Raw genomic sequence first — 12,292 nt, 5'->3', positions numbered from 1 at the left:
AACAAAAGACGTTATAATGGACGCTATCCCCAGCGCCGTTGTTTTTCAACACGCTCCGCAAAAAAGCTTATGGTTAACAAATTGTGTGGCGCGGAAAATAGTCATTGCGGCGATGCGTGATTGGGCGAAACGAAATTTGTGCGCCGCCAAACAAATCCGGCCCGCCGCTCTCCCGCCTGTGGGCGGAGCGGTCTCCTAAAACCTCCTGTTAACGCCGCACTCCGTATCCCTGGAGACAACAAGGCCGGCTCGGCCGGCCCTCCGGGTCATGGACGATCATGCCTTCTTCAAACCGCCCTCCCAGAACCTACGAGCCGTCCTTTTTCAACCCCGCGCAGGCCGGTGCCGCGCTGCCGGCGGGCCGTCCGCTGCTGCCGAAGGAGGCGCGCGACGCCGCCTTTTCGCCCTGGGTCGCGCTCGAACTGGTGCCGAGCTGGCTGCGCCCCTTCACTTTGGATGAGAACACCCGCTTCACCCGCACGCCGGACCATTTCCTGCGGACCCGCCATGGCATGGGCGAATCGCCCAAGGTGACCTCTGCCCCGCCCGTGCCGCCGCCCGCCGCGCGTGATGCGGCGGCGATGCCGCAGGCGGATACGCCCTCCGCAGCCCCGCCGTCCGACCTTGCCTCCGGTTCCGCCTCAGCCCCCACTTCAGGACCCACTTGGCGCTTTCTGGTGGAAGAGACCGAGCCCGAGACCCAGACCGCCAGCATGGCGTGGAGCGATGCGGCGGAACCGCCCGTGGCCCTGGAAACCCTGCGCGCGGCCGTCGGCGAAGTCAGCGCTGTCGCGGGATCCGACCTTCGGCTAGCCGCCGCCGCGTCGCTGGCGCAGGGCGAGATGGCGCCGGCGGAGGCTGCGCCCACCGATGAGGCCGCAGGTCTGAACACGGACGTTCGCGCGGGCGAGATCGGGGACGATGCGGACCGGGACGGGCGCGCGGACATCGCGGCGCAACCCGTCGAACCCGGTGCGTCCGGGACCGGACCCGGCGCAATCGAGGCGCCGGAAGACTTGGCGTCGCAAGAGCATACCGCCGCCGCCATCGGCGCGGCCCCGCCCGTACCCGCGCCGGAGGGGGAGGTGCCCCCGGATGGGTCCGGGGATGCGGCGGATGATCGGATCGCGGCCAATGCCGCCGGGCAGGCGATGATGCCGGCAGACCCTTGCGAGCCGGACGGGCCTTTGCCCGAGGCTCTCCCGCCGCAGGCTCCGGTGCAGCAGGTACCTTTGCAGGATGCCCTATTGCAGGATGCCTTATTGCAAGTCGCGCTTTCGTTGGAAGGCTCGCAAGAGCCATCTGACCCGCGTCCCGCGCCTGACCTGCCCGAGACGCTGGTGAAGCTCGGCCGGCTCATTTGCCTCGGCCAAGGCTTCAGCCCGCGCGTCGCCGTGGAACAGGATCTTTTGCCCGCGCCCATTCCGCGCGACACGGCGCCGCAAATCCTTGCGCCCGAGGACCTTGCTCCCGAGGACCTTGCTCCCGCAGATCGGGCGCCCGCAGATCTGGCACCCGCAGACTTGGTGCCCGAAGGACCGGGCGTCGCGCTACCGGCGCCCGAGGAACCAGCGAGCGAAGGTCCGGCGAGCGACGTGCTTTCGGAAGAATCGCTTTCGGAAGAGCCGCTTTCGGACGCGGCATTCGCGCCCCTTGCGCTTCCCCCGGTCGCGCTCCCGCCCGCCGTCATCGAACCGCAGATCGCGCGCGTGGCAGCCGCCACGACGGCTGCCCCCATGGCCCTGGAGCCTTTGTCTGCCATTGTCGGCGCCTCGTTCCATTGGGCGTTCCAGGGTCTGAACTTCCGCCCCGAAATGGAGATGCCTCCCTCGCCGGCTCCGTCCGCCGCCGCCTCCGCGCCCAGCGTCCCCGCATCGCCCGCCCTGCTGGTCCCGGCCGTGCCGGCGCCGATGGAGGAGGATGGGGACGCGGACGATGCCTATGAGCTGCCCGCACTCGCGCTGCTGCGCGAACCGCCGGTGCAGGAGCCGGATTTCGAGCTTTCGGAAGAATTCCTCGACCAGAGCTCGGCCATCCTCCAGCAGACGCTGCGGGATTTCGGCGTGCGCGGCGAAGTCATCGACGCCAATCCCGGCCCGGTGGTGACGCTGTATGAGTTCGAGCCCGCGCCGGGCACCAAGTCCAGCCGCGTCATCGGCCTCGCGGCCGATATCGCCCGCTCCATGAGCGCGGTGTCGGTGCGCGTCGCGGTGGTGGAGGGGCGCAATGTCATCGGCATCGAGCTGCCGAACCGGCGGCGCGGCACCGTGTGGCTGCGCGAATTGCTGGAGGGCCCGCATCTCGACGAGGCCCATGCCAAGCTCGCGATCGCGCTCGGCAAGACCATCGGCGGCGAGCCGGTGATCGTCGATCTTGCCCGCATGCCCCACCTGCTGGTGGCCGGCACCACCGGCTCGGGCAAGTCGGTGGCCATCAACACCATGATCCTCTCGCTGCTCTACCGGCATACGCCGCAGGCCTGCCGGCTGATCATGATCGACCCGAAGATGCTGGAGCTTTCGGTCTATGAGGGTATTCCGCACCTGCTGACGCCGGTCGTCACCGATCCGAAGAAGGCCATCATCGCGCTCAAATGGGCGGTGCGCGAGATGGAGGACCGCTATCGCAAGATGTCGCGGCTCGGCGTGCGTAATATCGACGGCTTCAACGCCCGCATGGCGGAAGCGCGGGCGAAGGGCGAGATCATCAAGCGCCAGGTCCAGGTGGGCTTCGACAAGGAGACCGGGGAGGCCCTGTTCGAGGAACAGGACATGGACCTGACCGCCTTGCCGTTCATCGTCATCATCGTCGACGAGATGGCGGACCTGATGCTGACCGCCGGCAAGGAGATCGAGGGGGCGATCCAGCGCCTCGCCCAGATGGCGCGTGCCGCCGGCATCCATCTGGTGATGGCCACCCAGCGCCCCTCGGTGGATGTCATCACCGGCACCATCAAGGCGAATTTCCCGACCCGCATCTCATTCCAGGTCACCAGCAAGATCGACAGCCGCACCATTCTCGGCGAGATGGGCGCCGAGCAGCTGCTGGGCCAGGGCGACATGCTCTATATGGCGAGCGGCGGCCGCATCACCCGCGTGCACGGCCCGTTCGTCTCCGACGGCGAGGTGGAAAAGGTGGTGGCTCATCTGAAAGCCCAGGGCGGGCCGGAATATCTCGATGCCGTCACCAGCGAGGATGACGCCGAGGGCATAGGGGAGGGCGACGAGGCGGTGTTCGACAAGGGCGCGCTGGGCGAAGCCAGCGGCGATCTCTACGAACAGGCCGTCGCCATCGTGCTGCGCGACCGCAAGGCGTCCACCTCTTATATCCAGCGCCGGCTGCAGGTGGGTTACAACAAGGCGGCAAGCCTCATGGAGCGCATGGAGACCGAGGGCATCGTCGGCCCGGCCAATCACGCCGGCAAGCGGGAAATCCTCACCGGTGCCCGCACGCTCTAGGACCTATCGCCATTCATGGCTTGATGCTGTTCAGGAGAGAAACGTCATGCACGGGCTTGTCCCGTGCATCCACGCGGCACCGCTGACACCGGTTCTTCAGGGCCCGCACGTTCGGCCCGGCGTCATGGCCGGGACGCGCCCGGCCATGACGCCCAGTGAAAGAACGACAATCGCGCCGCTGGACGTCCTCAGGCGACCTCGTCGCTGATCACCTGGAAGCTCGCCAGCGTGCACGGGCCGAACGAGGTGACGATGGCGACGTCGGTGGCGTCGCGTCCGCGCGCCATCAGGATGCGGCCGATCCGCGGCTTGTTGTGCCGGGCATCGAACGTGTACCAGCGGTCCCCGAGATAGACCTCGAACCAGGCGCTGAAATCCATCGCCGAGCCGTCATAGGGCACGCCGATATCGCCGAGATAGCCGGTGCAATAGCGCGCCGGCACGTTCATGCAGCGGCACAGGGCGACGGCGAGGTGGGCGAAGTCGCGGCACACGCCGCATTGCTCGTTATAGGCCTCGAACGCGGTCTTGGTGGGGCGTGCATGGGCGTAGCCGAAGGTGATGCGCTGGTGCACGAAATCGCAGATGGCACTCACCAGCGGCCAGCCCTTGGGCACCTGCCCGAATAGCGACCAGGCGATGTCGGACAAGCGGTCGGTCTCGCAATAACGGCTGCCGAGCAGATAGAGCAGCACGTCCACCGGCAGGTCGGACAGCGCATGCTGCTCGGCGTGCGGGGCGTAGACGTCCGCCTCTCCCCCGTCCATGATCGTGAAGTCTGTGTACATGGTCAGCCGGCCCGCCGGGGCATTGATGACATGGCAGAAATTGCCGAAGCTGTCGTGATAGGTGTTGGCGGGAATGGGCGGATCGAACATCGCCCGGTCGGGATTGAGCAGGTCGCCGACCCGGGAGGGATGCACGCTCAGCGTCAGGATCATCGGGGTCGGCTGGGGGCAATCATAGGCGATCCGGTAGCCGGCGTGAATTTTCATGAAAAATCTCCGGCATCGGCGCGCGCAGGGCCAAGAGGGCCGCTGCCCGGCGCGCCGGCAAGTTGAAATGCCAAGTGGAATGCAGTCTCGTCGTGTCCTGCGATGTCATCGTCTTCAGCGAAGTCGTCTTGTTCCGCGAAGCCGTCGTGTTCTGGATGTTCGTCGTGTTCTGGATGTTCGTCGTGTTCTGGATGTTCGTCGTTCTGGGATATTCGTCGTTCTGGGATGTCGTCTCGGCGGGAGATCGCCGCGCCTCGCCCGCGCACGCAAAAACCCAGGCGCGCGCCCGCGCCTGCCTGTCCGTCACCCCATGTGTTACCCGGCAAGACTAGCATTATCCCGCGCGGATGTTTGATGTTTGTCGTGGCCGGCAGGAAAATGACTGAACAAATATCGGGCAGGCGCTGCATGGGAATTGAAAATCCCCGCCCAGAGCTGACGATGTGCCCGACAATAGTCTATAGCTGTGCGGAAGGACCTGAGGAGCCCGTCCGCTTCTCTTTGTTAGCCACCAGAAGAACCCGGGAAAAAGATGGCGCACACGCTCCTGGCCGCAGACGAGCCGACCCCCGTCAGCACCTATAACGCGCAGGCCCCGTCGCGGTTCCTGCTCGTCGCCGATCATGCCGGAAACCGCATGCCGCGCGCGCTCGGCCAGCTCGGAATCGCCGACGCGGACTGCCTGCGCCACATCGCCATCGACATCGGGATTGCGGGCGTATGCCGGCACCTGTCGCAGGCGCTGGACGCGACGCTGATCCAGCAGGATTATTCGCGCCTGGTCATGGATTGCAACCGCCAGCCGGGAACGCCCACCTCCATCCCTGTGCTCAGCGAGAGCACCGCGATACCAGGGAATATCGACCTCGACGCGCAGGATGCGGCGCGGCGCGAGCGCGAGATCTTCCGCCCTTATCATGATCGCATCGCCGCCGAGCTGGACGCGCGGCAGGCCGCCGGCCGCCCGGCGGTCCTGATCGCGATGCACAGCTTCACGCCGGTCTATCTTGGAATGGCGCGGCCGTGGCATGCGGGCGTGCTCTACAATCGCGACCCGCGCCTCGCGCGCGCCGTGTTCGCCGCGCTGGAGCGCGAGGGGGATCTCGTGGTCGGCGACAACGAGCCCTATTCGGTCAGCGATGACTCGGATTACACGATCCCGGTCCATGGGGAGCGGCGCGGCCTGCTCCATCTGGCGGTGGAGATCCGCCAGGACCTGATCGGCGATGCGGCGGGGCAGGCGGCATGGGGCGCGCGCATGGCGCGTGTGCTGGTGTCTGCCCTTGCGGCCCTTGGCGAGCCGGCCCCGGCGGTCGCTGCCTCCTGACGATGCGGCATGCTGCGGCGCGAATTTTTGCGCCTGCCGGCCCGCGCGCATTGACCCTCGCCTCGCCCGCTGCCATGTGCGCGGCGGGAGAACGCGCATGCGGCTGCTGCTGGTGGAGGACAATCGGGAACTCGCCGCATGGCTCGCCAAGAGCCTGCGCCAATCCACCTATGCCGTGGACGTGGTGCATGACGGGCTCGATGCCGAGCATGCGCTGGAGGTCGCCGAATATGCCTTGGTGATCCTGGACCTGTCGCTTCCCGGCCTCGACGGGCTCCAGGTGCTGCGGCGGCTGCGGCGGCGCGGCAGCACGCTCCCGGTCATCATCCTCACCGCCAACGCCAGTCTCGACGGGCGGGTGGCCGGGCTCGACGAGGGGGCCGACGATTATCTCGCCAAGCCCTTCGAGATCGCCGAGCTGGAGGCGCGCATCCGCGCCCAGCTGCGGCGCGTGCACCGGCAGGCCGACCCGGTGGTGGTGTTCGGCGATCTCTCCTTCGATTCGCGCACCCGCCTGTTCGCCCTGCGCGCGGCCGAGCTGGCCCTGACGCCGCGCGAATATGCGGTGCTGGAGCAATTGCTGCTGAAGAGCGGGCGCACGGTGAGCAAGGCGCAGCTCTCGCAGAGCGTGTTCGGCTTCGAGGACGAGGCCGACCCCAGCGCCATCGAGATCTATGTCCACCGGGTGCGCAAGAAGCTGGAAGGCTCCAACGTGCGTATCGTCACTTTGCGCGGCCTCGGTTATCTTCTGCGGCATGAGGATTAGAAGCCTCCGGCTGCAATTGCTCGCATGGCTGGTCCTGCCCCTGGCGGGCGTGGTCGCCGTCAATGTGTGGACGAGCTACGGCACCGCGGTCTCAACCGCCGACCTCGTCACCCATCGCATGCTCACCGCCTCCGCCCGCGCCATCGCCGAGCCGAGCCGCGCCGATCGCGGGGTGATCGAGGCCATCGTGCCGCCGGTGGCGCTGGAGATGTTCGCCACCGGCCACCAGGACCGGGTCTATTACCGGGTGGAAACCGCCACCGGCCGCCTGCTCACCGGCTATCCCGACCTGCCCGTGCCCCCGCGCGCACCCACCGATTTCGAGCCTTTGTTCTATCAGGCCGGCTATCGCGACCAGCCGCTGGACCTCGTGATGATGCAGCATCCCCTGGTGGGCGCGGGGGCGGAGGGGCCGATCCGGGTCGTGGTGGGGGTCACGCGCGCCGGCCATGGCGACATGGTGCGGCGCTTGTGGATCGGCGGCTTCGGCCAGCAGGTGCTGCTGCTGGTGGCGGCCGCGATCCTGGCGCTCATCGGGCTCAATCGCGGCCTGACGCCCCTGCTGCGCCTGCGTGATGCGGTGCAGCGCCGCTCCCAGGAGGATCTGGCGCCATTCTCCGCCGAGGCTGTGCAGACCGAGCTGCGCCCGCTGGTGGGCGCGCTCAACCAATATATGGACCGGGTGCAGAAGCAGATGGCGGCGCAGCGCCGCTTCGTCGCCAATGCGGCGCATCAATTGCGCACGCCGCTCGCTTTGCTCAGCACCCAGGCGAGCTATGCCTTGCGCGAGAACGACCCCGGCGAGCGCACGCTGGCGCTCAAGGCGCTGCAGGCCAGCGCCCGCCAATTGGCGCGCCTCGCGGCGCAATTGCTCACCCTCGCCCGCGCCGAGCCGGGCAGCCGCCGCCCGCGCAGCGAAAGCATCGATCTGGCCGCCGCGGCGCGGCTGGTGACCGCAGAATTTGCGGAAGGCGCGCTGGCGCGGGGCATCGACATCGGCGTCGAGGCGGAAGGCGCTGTGCCGGTGACCGGCGACGGCACCATGCTGCGGGAGATGATCGTCAATCTCGTGGACAACGCCACCCGCTATGCCGGGGACTGCGGCATCGTCACGATCAGCGTCGCGCGTGTGGGGCAAGAGGCGGTGCTGCGGGTGGCGGACACCGGGCCGGGCATTCCGCCGGCCGAGCGTGAGCGCGTGTTCGAGCGCTTCTATCGCGTCCTCGGCACGAGCGCGGAGGGCAGCGGGCTCGGCCTCGCCATCGTCAAGGAAGTGGCGGAGGCGGCCGGGGGGAGCGTCGCGCTGCAAGATGCGGAGGGCGGCGGCCTGGTGGTCGAGGTGCGCCTGCCGCTGGCACAGGAAACGGCCGCCGCCGCATAAAAAAAGGCCCGGAGCTAAGCGCCGGGCCAGTCTGGGAGGACTTTGAAACAGGGGGCGGCGGCGGAAATCAGCCGTGCGCGTCGTTGAGCGGAGCGGGGCGCCATTTCACCAGGCGGTTCTCCACCAGCGTGATGATGAACTCGACCACCAGCGCCAGCACGGCGAGGATCACCATGGCGGCGAATACGCCATTGGCGTTGAACGCGCCCTGGGCGGTGGAGATCATGAGCCCGACGCCCTTCTTCGCGCCCAGGAACTCGCCCACCACCGCGCCCACCAGGGCGAAGCCGAAGGAGACGTGTAGGGAGGCGAGGATCCAGCTCATGGCCGAGGGGATGATGACCGTGCGGGTGATCTGCATCGGCGAGGCGCCGAGGATCTGCGCATTGGCGATCAGCGCCCGGTCGGCCTCGCGCACGCCCTGGAAGGCGTTGGCGAACACCACGAAGAACACCATCACCACCGCCAGCGCCACCTTGGAAGCCATGCCGAGGCCGAGCGCGATGATGAAGATGGAACCCAGCACCACGCGGGGAATGGAGTTCGCCACCTTGATATAGACGCTGAACACGTCTGCCAGCAGCTTATTACGCCCCAGCAGGATGCCGCAGGCCACCCCGCCCACGGCGCCGATGAAGAAGCCGAGGGTGGTTTCCTCCAGCGTCACCAGGATCTGCTCCCAGAGCGGACCCTGGGAGGTGCCTTCGGTCATCCAGATCCAGATCTGGTCCCAGATGCCGGAGGGGCTGGCGAAGAAGAACGGGTCGATGAAGCCGGTCTGCGCGCCGAGCTCCCAGCCGCCCAGCACGCCCACCAGGATGGCGATGCGCAGGGTGATGACGAGTGCGTGCCGGCGGCGCATGGCGCGCTGCGCGGCGGCGGAGACGGATTCGAGGGTCGGAGCCGCGTGGGCGGCGAGCGGTTCGGCCTGGACGGTCATGGCGTCTCCTCCTCTCAATGCCCGGCCGACATGGCGCGGGCCTGGCCGATCTGCACTTCCTCGCGCAGGTCGTTCCAGATCACCCGGGCGATCTCGACGAACTGGTGATCGTAGCGGATTTCCGACATCACGCGCGGGCGCGGCAGGTCGATCTGATAGACGCTCTTCACCGTGGCGGGGCCGGCGGTGAGCACATAGACCTTGTCGGCCAGCGCCACGGCCTCCTCCAGATCGTGGGTGACGAACACCACCGAGGCGCCGGAGCCCGACCACATGGCGAGCAATTCGTCCTGCATCAGCGTGCGGGTCTGGATGTCGAGCGCGCTGAACGGCTCGTCCATCAGGAGGATCTTCGGCTCGTTGATGAAGGTTTGGGCGAGCGCCGCGCGCTTGCGCATGCCGCCGGAGAGCTGGTGGGGATAATGGCCCTCGAACTTCGAGAGGTGCACGCGGGCGATCCAGTCGCGCGCCTTCTCATAGGCCTGCGCCTTCGGCATGCCGCGATAGAGCGGGCCGGCGGCCACATTGTCGAGCACGCTGCGCCAGGGGAACAGCGCATCGGTCTGGAACACGAAGCCGATGTCGCGGCGGATGCCGGTGACTGGCTCGCCCATCACCCGCACCTCGCCGGCGCTCGGCGGGGCAAGGCCGGTGACGAGGTTGAGCGTGGTGGACTTGCCGCAGCCGGTGGGCCCGACCACGCAGGCGAATTCGCCCGCCTTCACCGACATGGTGAAATCGCGCAGCGCGGTCATCATCTTGCCGTCGGGCGTGACGAAGCGGCGGGTGACGTTGACGAGGTCGATGGCGGGCGGGGCGGCGGTGGCCGCGGCCGGCGCCGGGCGGGACGCGAGAAGGGTTTCGGACATGAGTCTCTCCGTCCGCCGCCCTGCGGGCGCCGGCTGCTTGAGGACAAGGGAAAGCGCGGACGAAAGGGAAAGCGGCGCCGCAAACCGGCGCCGCGCCTTATCAGTTGCTGGAGCCGAGGCTCTTTGCGGCGGCGTCCACGAACTCGGTGGTATAGGTCTTCGACAGGTCGATCTGCTTGCCCTGGACGTTCTTGCTGAAGCTCGAAAGCACCTTCAGCACCGTCTCGGGGCCGCCATTGGGCATGCGGCCGTCGGGGGTGAACTGCGCCTTGCCCTCGGCGAGGCCCTTCACATAAAGGCCCTTGTCGCCGACGTAATAATCCTTGGGCATCTTGTCGGCGATCTCTTCGGCGCTGTGGGTGGCGATGAAGCGCATGGTCTTCACGAACGCATTCGCCAGCTTCTGCGCCTCCTCCTTATGGCCATCGGCCCAGGATTTCTGCACATAGAAGGACGCGGCGGGATAAAGCCCACCCAGCGCCGCGATGGTGGTGTCGGGGGTGCGCAGGTCCACCAGGATCTTCGCATCGCCGGTCTTCAGAAGCTGGCTGATGGTCGGCTCGGTGGTCATGCCGGCGGCGATCTGGCCCTGCCGCATGGCGGCGATGAAGGTGTTGCCCGCGCCCACCGGCAGCAGGGAATATTCGCCCGGCTTCAGCCCGGCATTCACCACCAGCGACTGGGTGAGGAAATCGGTGGAGGAGCCGAGGCCGGTCACGCCCAGGGTCTGGCCCTTGAGGTCGGCCGGCGACTTCACCTTGTCGGCGAGCTTGGTGGAGAGCATCTCCGCCTCGCCCGGCGCCTGGCTGAACTGGACGATGGACTGGAGGAACTTGCCCTTGGCCTGGAGGTCGATGGTGTGGTCGTAGAAGCCGACCACGCCCTGCACGGCGCCGGCCAGAAGCTCGTTCTCGGCCTCGACGCCCGCGCGAGTGCTGATCAGCTCGACGTCGAGCCCCTGTTCCTTGAAATAACCCAGCTGCTGGGTGAGCACGGCGGGCAGGTAGATCTGCTTTTCCATGCCGCCGACGATGATGGTGATCTTGTCGGCCGCGAAAGCCGGGCCACCGGCGGGGATCGCCAGCGTGGCGACGGCCAGCGAAAGGATGAGCGGGCGCACGGCCGCTTTCATCGCACGGATCATAGGTATCTCCTCGGGGCGCTGAGCGCCGGTTTCCTCGATTGACGGTGCTTGGCGACACTCTTGTGCGGGACGTTGCCCTGCGGTTGCCGTAATTGATAAGCCCGCCAAGCTTTCACTTCGCTTTCGCCGCGGCGTGCCGCATGTCGCCGGCTCGGGCTTGACGATAAGCCGGCGCGCCTGCGCAGATGGGGTGCGCAGCAGACGCGCTGGCTGAACGGCGCGTGCTCTGAGGGGAACCCAAGCACGATCTTCGCCGTTGGTGGCGTGTTTCCCAGCCTGGAGGGCAGCATGGGCGTCTTGTGGACCATCATCATCGGCTTTGTCGCCGGCATCGTTGCAAAACTGATCTATTCCGGCCCGAACGAGCCGCAGGGCTTCATCCTCACCACCGTGCTCGGCATCGTCGGCGCGCTGGTTGCGACCTATCTGGGCCAGGCCATCGGCTGGTATCAGGCAGGTGAGGGGGCCGGCTTTATCGGCGCCGTGGTCGGCGCCTTGATCGTTCTGTTGGCCTGGGGCCAGCTCGCGCGCCGGGCCTGATCTTTACTCCTCCGGCAAGCGCCGCAGCGGCCGGTCCGCGAATGAGGGCGGCGCCGGCGGCGCCGCCAAGGAGCGGATTCCAAGCGCATCGGTGGCATCCGCCGGGCGCCCCGGTGCCGTCGGGGGCGTGGCGGTCGTCGCGTCATTTTCCGGCGCGCCTTGCGCCGGCGCGGCCGGCGGCGCCTGAGGCCTGGCGGGAGGGGCCACGCACCGGGCCGCGAAGCGGGCGCGGACATCATTCAGGCCCCGATACGCGAAGTTCGCCTCGAACGCGGTGCGAGCGCGGCCCTCAGCACGAATGAACAAGGTCCCCTGGTCCGGCAGGGCGCGCAGCAGCCCTTCCGGATCGGGGGCGAACAGATCCTGCCGGTTGGCGGCCACGTGCCATCTGCGCGTGACCTGCCCGGCGCCCTCGATGCGGTAGGTCACCTGGGCCGTCGCATCGGGCAGCACGAGGGTCGGGGACGACACCATCATCTCCAGCCGGCCGTCGAAGCAGCGCAGCGCCAGGATGGCCTGGTCTTTCTCCACCCAGATGGAAGCCGAGATCTGGGGGCGATCGTCGCCCGGGGAGCGCGAGTCCGAGGATCGTGATTCGATGAGGGTCCAGTTCTGCGGAACGGGTGGCAGCGGCCGGGCGGGTTCGGCGCAGGCCTGTTGCGCGCCCGGGCTCGCCACAGGCACGCACGGGGCCTGAGGGCCTGCGCCGGTGGGCTGGGCGAGGGCGCCCGTGCTGGCGAGTGCGGCCACGAAAATGGCGCTCCAGACCCGGGACAGTGACACGCTCCGACTTGCTCGCGGTGATGTTGCAAGGCACTCATAGAGCGAACCGCGCGCGTTTCCAATCCGAGAGCGCTCCAATCGAAGCGTTC

General features: G+C 67.7%; 11 protein-coding genes. 5 read left to right on the top strand and 6 right to left on the bottom strand.

The genetic code is table 11. The annotated features are described in order from the left end of the window. The first annotated feature begins 278 nt into the window (after window positions 1-278). Window positions 279-3,458 carry a DNA translocase FtsK gene (locus V5F78_RS18740; protein ID WP_394070055.1) on the top strand — a complete coding sequence of 1,060 codons (3,180 nt, stop codon included), beginning with the start codon at window positions 279-281 and terminating at the stop codon, window positions 3,456-3,458. Between the two features lie 188 nt (window positions 3,459-3,646). Here the strand turns inward: V5F78_RS18740 and V5F78_RS18735 are convergent, their stop codons facing one another. Together V5F78_RS18735 and V5F78_RS18730 are read right to left on the bottom strand one after the other, a co-directional pair. Continuing rightward, window positions 3,647-4,453: a transglutaminase-like domain-containing protein gene (locus V5F78_RS18735; RefSeq protein WP_394070053.1), complete on the bottom strand. Its 807-nt coding sequence runs from the start codon at window positions 4,451-4,453 to the stop codon at window positions 3,647-3,649. Then, window positions 4,450-4,863, bottom strand: coding sequence for a hypothetical protein (locus V5F78_RS18730; protein WP_394070051.1), 414 nt, complete (start codon window positions 4,861-4,863; stop codon window positions 4,450-4,452). Before V5F78_RS18730 ends, V5F78_RS18735 begins: the two co-directional genes overlap by 4 nt. Before the next feature lie 122 nt (window positions 4,864-4,985). On the opposite strand from V5F78_RS18730, the gene V5F78_RS18725 reads away from it, so the two are divergent. The 3 genes from V5F78_RS18725 (at window position 4,986) to V5F78_RS18715 (ending at window position 7,927) form a co-directional block, all read left to right on the top strand. Next, entirely contained in the window at window positions 4,986-5,780 is a 795-nt protein-coding gene (locus tag V5F78_RS18725; protein WP_394070049.1) for an N-formylglutamate amidohydrolase, read from the top strand. A gap of 97 nt (window positions 5,781-5,877) precedes the next feature. Beyond that, a complete protein-coding gene (locus V5F78_RS18720; RefSeq protein WP_394070048.1) occupies window positions 5,878-6,546 on the top strand; it encodes a response regulator in 669 nt (222 codons plus the stop codon). Then, entirely contained in the window at window positions 6,536-7,927 is a 1,392-nt protein-coding gene (locus tag V5F78_RS18715; protein WP_394070046.1) for a sensor histidine kinase, read from the top strand. Before V5F78_RS18720 ends, V5F78_RS18715 begins: the two co-directional genes overlap by 11 nt. 67 nt (window positions 7,928-7,994) lie before the next feature. On the opposite strand, the gene V5F78_RS18710 is transcribed toward V5F78_RS18715, so the two are convergent. The 3 genes from V5F78_RS18710 to V5F78_RS18700 form a co-directional block, all read right to left on the bottom strand. Then, window positions 7,995-8,789: an ABC transporter permease gene (locus tag V5F78_RS18710; RefSeq protein WP_394070441.1), complete on the bottom strand. Its 795-nt coding sequence runs from the start codon at window positions 8,787-8,789 to the stop codon at window positions 7,995-7,997. Between the two features lie 92 nt (window positions 8,790-8,881). Further along, window positions 8,882-9,736: an ABC transporter ATP-binding protein gene (locus V5F78_RS18705; protein WP_394070044.1), complete on the bottom strand. Its 855-nt coding sequence runs from the start codon at window positions 9,734-9,736 to the stop codon at window positions 8,882-8,884. A gap of 100 nt (window positions 9,737-9,836) precedes the next feature. Continuing rightward, window positions 9,837-10,880, bottom strand: a complete 1,044-nt coding sequence (locus tag V5F78_RS18700; protein WP_394070042.1) for an ABC transporter substrate-binding protein — start codon at window positions 10,878-10,880, stop codon at window positions 9,837-9,839. A gap of 288 nt (window positions 10,881-11,168) precedes the next feature. Here V5F78_RS18700 and V5F78_RS18695 point away from each other — a divergent pair, with 288 nt between their 5' ends. After that, on the top strand, window positions 11,169-11,420 hold the full coding sequence (locus V5F78_RS18695; protein WP_394070040.1) for a GlsB/YeaQ/YmgE family stress response membrane protein: 252 nt from the start codon (window positions 11,169-11,171) through the stop codon (window positions 11,418-11,420). 3 nt (window positions 11,421-11,423) lie between these two features. Here the strand turns inward: V5F78_RS18695 and V5F78_RS18690 are convergent, their stop codons facing one another. Beyond that, on the bottom strand, window positions 11,424-12,170 hold the full coding sequence (locus tag V5F78_RS18690) for a hypothetical protein (protein ID WP_394070039.1): 747 nt from the start codon (window positions 12,168-12,170) through the stop codon (window positions 11,424-11,426). Window positions 12,171-12,292 lie beyond the last annotated feature (122 nt).

Source organism: Roseixanthobacter glucoisosaccharinicivorans (assembly GCF_043195095.2).
Taxonomy (GTDB): Bacteria; Pseudomonadota; Alphaproteobacteria; order Rhizobiales; family Xanthobacteraceae; genus NCEH01.
The sequence above is the reverse complement of the archived record's forward strand: the minus strand, read 5'-3'. Positions and strand labels throughout refer to the sequence as shown.